General features: G+C 70.0%; 5 protein-coding genes. 4 read left to right on the top strand and 1 reads right to left on the bottom strand.

All coding sequences use genetic code 11. The features are described 5' to 3' along the window. Nucleotides 1–428 (top strand): PP2C family protein-serine/threonine phosphatase (locus ABZ281_RS41325; protein WP_356663083.1); only part of this gene is annotated, 428 nt, incomplete at its 5' end. Nucleotides 429–458: 30 nt separating this feature from the next. Then, the gene (locus ABZ281_RS41320; protein ID WP_356663085.1) at nt 459–896 is read left to right on the top strand and encodes an HD domain-containing protein; all 438 of its coding nucleotides are present in this window, start codon (nt 459–461) and stop codon (nt 894–896) included. Between the two features lie 15 nt (nt 897–911). Here the strand turns inward: ABZ281_RS41320 and ABZ281_RS41315 are convergent, their stop codons facing one another. After that, nucleotides 912–2,096 carry an acyltransferase family protein gene (locus ABZ281_RS41315; protein ID WP_356663082.1) on the bottom strand — a complete coding sequence of 395 codons (1,185 nt, stop codon included), beginning with the start codon at nt 2,094–2,096 and terminating at the stop codon, nt 912–914. A 622-nt stretch (nt 2,097–2,718) separates the two neighbouring features. On the opposite strand from ABZ281_RS41315, the gene ABZ281_RS41310 reads away from it, so the two are divergent. Together ABZ281_RS41310 and ABZ281_RS41305 are read left to right on the top strand one after the other, a co-directional pair. Beyond that, nucleotides 2,719–2,913, top strand: coding sequence for a hypothetical protein (locus ABZ281_RS41310; RefSeq protein ID WP_356663081.1), 195 nt, complete (start codon nt 2,719–2,721; stop codon nt 2,911–2,913). Nucleotides 2,914–3,020: 107 nt separating this feature from the next. After that, a partial coding sequence (locus ABZ281_RS41305) for a serine/threonine-protein kinase (RefSeq protein WP_356663084.1) occupies nt 3,021–3,910 on the top strand: 890 nt, incomplete at its 3' end.

Raw genomic sequence — 3,910 nt, 5'->3', positions numbered from 1 at the left:
CCCTGCGCGCCGACCCGGGCCTGTTGGACGCGTGCCTGGTCCTCGACCTGGACTCCGGCGACTACGAGCTCTACTCCGCGGGCCACCCGCCGGGCCTCCAGCTCAGCGCCGGCAGCGGCCGCTGGGAGGAGAAGACGGCCGAGGGCCCGCTGCTCGGGGTGTACGACGGTGCCCAGTTCGACCCGGTGAAGGGCTCACTGCGGCCCGGGGACGTGCTGATGCTGTTCACGGACGGCCTGGTGGAGACCGCGGACCGCGACATCGTCGAGGGCATCGACCGCCTCACCGGCGAGGCCGACCGCTATGTCGCCGGCGGCTTCCACGGTGCCGCCTGGCACCTGATCGAGGCGGTGGCCAAGGACGTCAACGACGACCGGGCCCTGCTGCTGATCTGCCGAGAGGGCCCGACGGCCGCCGCGACCCGCTGAGACACTGGAGCGGTGACCGAGACATCCCGGATGACCCTGGCCCAGGTCGAGGCCACCGCCCGCGCCGCACACACCGGTCAGACCGACAAGGCGGGACGGCCCTACGCCGAACACCTTTGGGCCGTGGCGGAGGGCGTACGGGCGCGGGGCGGCGACGAGGAACAGATCGCGGCGGCCTGGCTGCACGACGCGGTCGAGGACGACGCCCTCTCCGTGGAGTGGCTGCGGGGGGCCGGCTTGAGCAGCCGTACGAAGGACATCGTGCTTGCGGTCACCAAACGGGCCGGGGAGCCGCCGGAGGCGTACGCCGCGCGGATCCTCGCCACGCCCGGCGCGCTGCTGGTGAAGGAGTCGGACCTGGCGCACAACGCGGACCCGGCCCGGCTCGCGGTCCTCGACGAGGCGACCCGGAAACGACTGACCGAGAAGTATGCACGGATGCGCGCACTTCTCGGTCTCGTCGGATGAATCCCGTTCTGAGGGTCAGGCGTTGACCTTCTCGCGTTCGCGTTCGCGCCGCTCGGCGCTCTGGCGTTCGCGGGCCAGCTCGGCCGCGTCCCGCTTGAACGCCCAGGCCATCTTCGGCTCCATCGCGAACCGGAAGACGCGCTGCACCGGCTTGGTGCACAGCACCGTCACGACGGCGGCCGCGAGGGCGGTCACGAGGATCGCACCGGCCGGATGGTGCAGCCAGGAGGCCTCGAACCAGCCCTGGTAGTCGCCGGCCTTCACCAGGAAGCCGTGCAGCAGGTAGCCGTAGAGCGTGCCGGCGCCGAGGGCGGTGAACCACATGTGGCGGCGCGGCACCCAGGCGAAGAAGCAGGCGGTCAGCACCAGGGAGCAGCCGAACATGGCGAGCACCATGACCGGGCCGGTCCACCACGGCGCGCCCAGTTCCTGCGCGGCGTCCCGGTGGTAGAACCACGCGGTGTTCATGCGCGGCACCGCCCACCAGCTGAAGGCCAGGGCGGCGGCGAACACGGGCACCGAGGCGATCCGTACCGCACGCGTGCGCACCATGTGGAAGTGCTCGGGCTTCATGACCAGGCCCAGCACGAAGAACGGCAGGAACTGCAGGACGCGCTGCAGATCCAGGTCGTCACCGATCTCCGGGGTGACGGTCGCCAGCATGGCGAGACCCAGCGCGAGCGGCAGCGGCCGGCGCACCAGGTTCCAGATGGGGGTGGTCAGCCGCCAGACGAACAGCGCGACCAGGAACCAGGTCAGGTACCAGGGGTCGAGGAGGCTGATCTCCTGGTGCGGGTCGTTGTCGATGACCCGCTTGAACAGGGGATAGGCCGTCTCGAAGATGATGTACGGCACGGCGACGCCGGTGATCAGGCGCTTCAGCCGGTCGGGCCGCATGTCGAAACTGCGCGAGAAGTAGCCGGAGATGATGATGAACGCCGGCATGTGGAACGCGTAGACGACCTGGTACGCCGCCTCGAGTATCCGGCTGTCGCCCTTGAGCGGCTCCCAGGCGTGGCCCATGGCCACCAGCACGATCGCCAGGTACTTCGCGTTGTCGAAGAACGCGTCGCGCTGCTTGCCGTTCTGCTTCTTCTGCGTGCTCTGCGGCGAGCGAGGGCTCGGCACTCCGTCGGCCGGCGGCTGTGCCGGGGGAAGTGGCGCCCTGCGGTCGCCGTTCGGTCGCAGCGAGTTCGTCACAGACCCTCCCACCAAGAGCTCGGGGAGACGATCCGGGACCTCGCTGCGCGTGCGGGGGACGAGGCAGCGTGGAACATCTGAGGCACCCTAGCGTTCCCTGCGGCTATTCGTAAAACGTCGGAAGTGATTCCTGGCTATTCGCTGCGGGTACCCCGGACGACGGGTAGTTGTCGGCGCAGTCGGCGTGATGGCCAACACATCGTCCGGTGGCGGATTGTGTGCACCGACTGGGCCTTGCTTGTCGTGATACTTCCGGACTAAGCGACGCATAAGACCAGCAGGCGACTCCAGCGGAATGTCCGCTTCGGGTCTCTTCGACCTCTGATTTGCAGGGCTGTTGCCGGCTTGTGGCTGCAATTCGAATTAGCTGCGAACGCGTTGTGTGGAGACGGAAACCATTCGGCCGAATTCCCTGTGCGGGTGGTTCGTCGAATTGCCGTGCGACTCCCCGGGGTTGGGCCCTCGCGCACAGGCGGCGCACACGGGTGGCGGCAACACGTGTGTGGTCGATGTGTCACCGGCCGCATAGGCCGGGCGCGTTGGTGGCACGATGGTTCTGGCGGGGGTGCGCGGGGTTGCGTCCCGGCCCGGGAGAGCGGACCGACCGAGGGTGTGATCAGTTGTGGCCATTTCACTGTCTGTGGTGGTGCTGTTGGCAATCATCCTTGTGGTGTTGCTGAGAGGGGGGTCCCTCAAGGCAGGGCCGGCGATCGTCGCGGTCCTCTTCGGCTTCTTCCTCGCCTCGACCGGCATGGCCGACGACATCCAGCGGTTCCTCAACTCGATAGCGGAGACCATCAACTCCATCAGCTTCTGACCGGGGGCGGGAGCGTCCCTGCCGCGCCCCGCACTGCGGGCCCGGTGCAGGGCCGGGTTACGCTCGCCCCGACCACAGGACGGTGCGTGACGGGGGGAACGTACGGGATGGCGCTGCGCGATTCCGACCCGGCGGAGGTGGGTGGCTACCGCATCGAGGACCGCCTCGGCTCCGGCGGCATGGGTGTGGTCTACCTGGCCCGCTCAGCCTCCGGCCGACGCCTCGCGATCAAGGTCGTGCACAGCCAGTACGCCGACGACGACGAATTCCGCACCCGTTTCCGCCGCGAGGTGGCCGCCGCCCGCCAGGTGAGCGGCGCCTTCACGGCACCCGTCGTGGACGCCGACGCCGACGCCACATATCCCTGGATGGCCACCCTCTACATACCGGGCGCGGACCTCGGCACCCATGTCCGCGAGCACGGCCCGCTCCCGCTGCCCCGCCTGCGCGGCCTCGCCGCCGGCCTCGCCGAGGCGCTGCGCGACATCCACCGCGCCGGAGTCGTCCATCGCGACCTGAAGCCGGCCAACGTGATGCTCGCCGAGGACGGCCCCCGCGTCATCGACTTCGGCATCTCCCGCGCCGCCGAGTTCGCCGCCTCCGACGTCCTCACCCAGACCGGCCGCGTCATGGGCACCCCGCCCTTCATGTCCCCGGAGCAGTTCGCCGCCCCCCAGGACGTCGGCCCCGCCGCCGACATGTTCTCCCTCGGCTCGGTCCTCACCTACGCCGCCACCTGCCGCGGCCCCTTCGACAGCCCGAGCCCGTACGAGACGGCCCTGCGAGTCGTCGAGGGTGAGCCGGACCTCACCGGCGTCCCCGACGAACTGCTGCCGTTCATCCGCCTCTGCCTGGAGAAGCACCAGAAGTCCCGCCCCGCCGCGGGCGAACTGTTCACCCTGTTCCGCGAGGGCGGCCCCCCCCGGCCCGCGCCTCGAGCACGGCGCCGCGGCGCGCCCCGTACGCCAGTGGCCCGGCGCACGGCCGACCGAGCCGG

Origin of the sequence: Streptomyces sp. NPDC006265 (assembly GCF_040613555.1) — a bacterium.
Classification (GTDB): Bacteria; Actinomycetota; Actinomycetes; order Streptomycetales; family Streptomycetaceae; genus Streptomyces.
The sequence above is the reverse complement of the archived record's forward strand: the minus strand, read 5'-3'. Positions and strand labels throughout refer to the sequence as shown.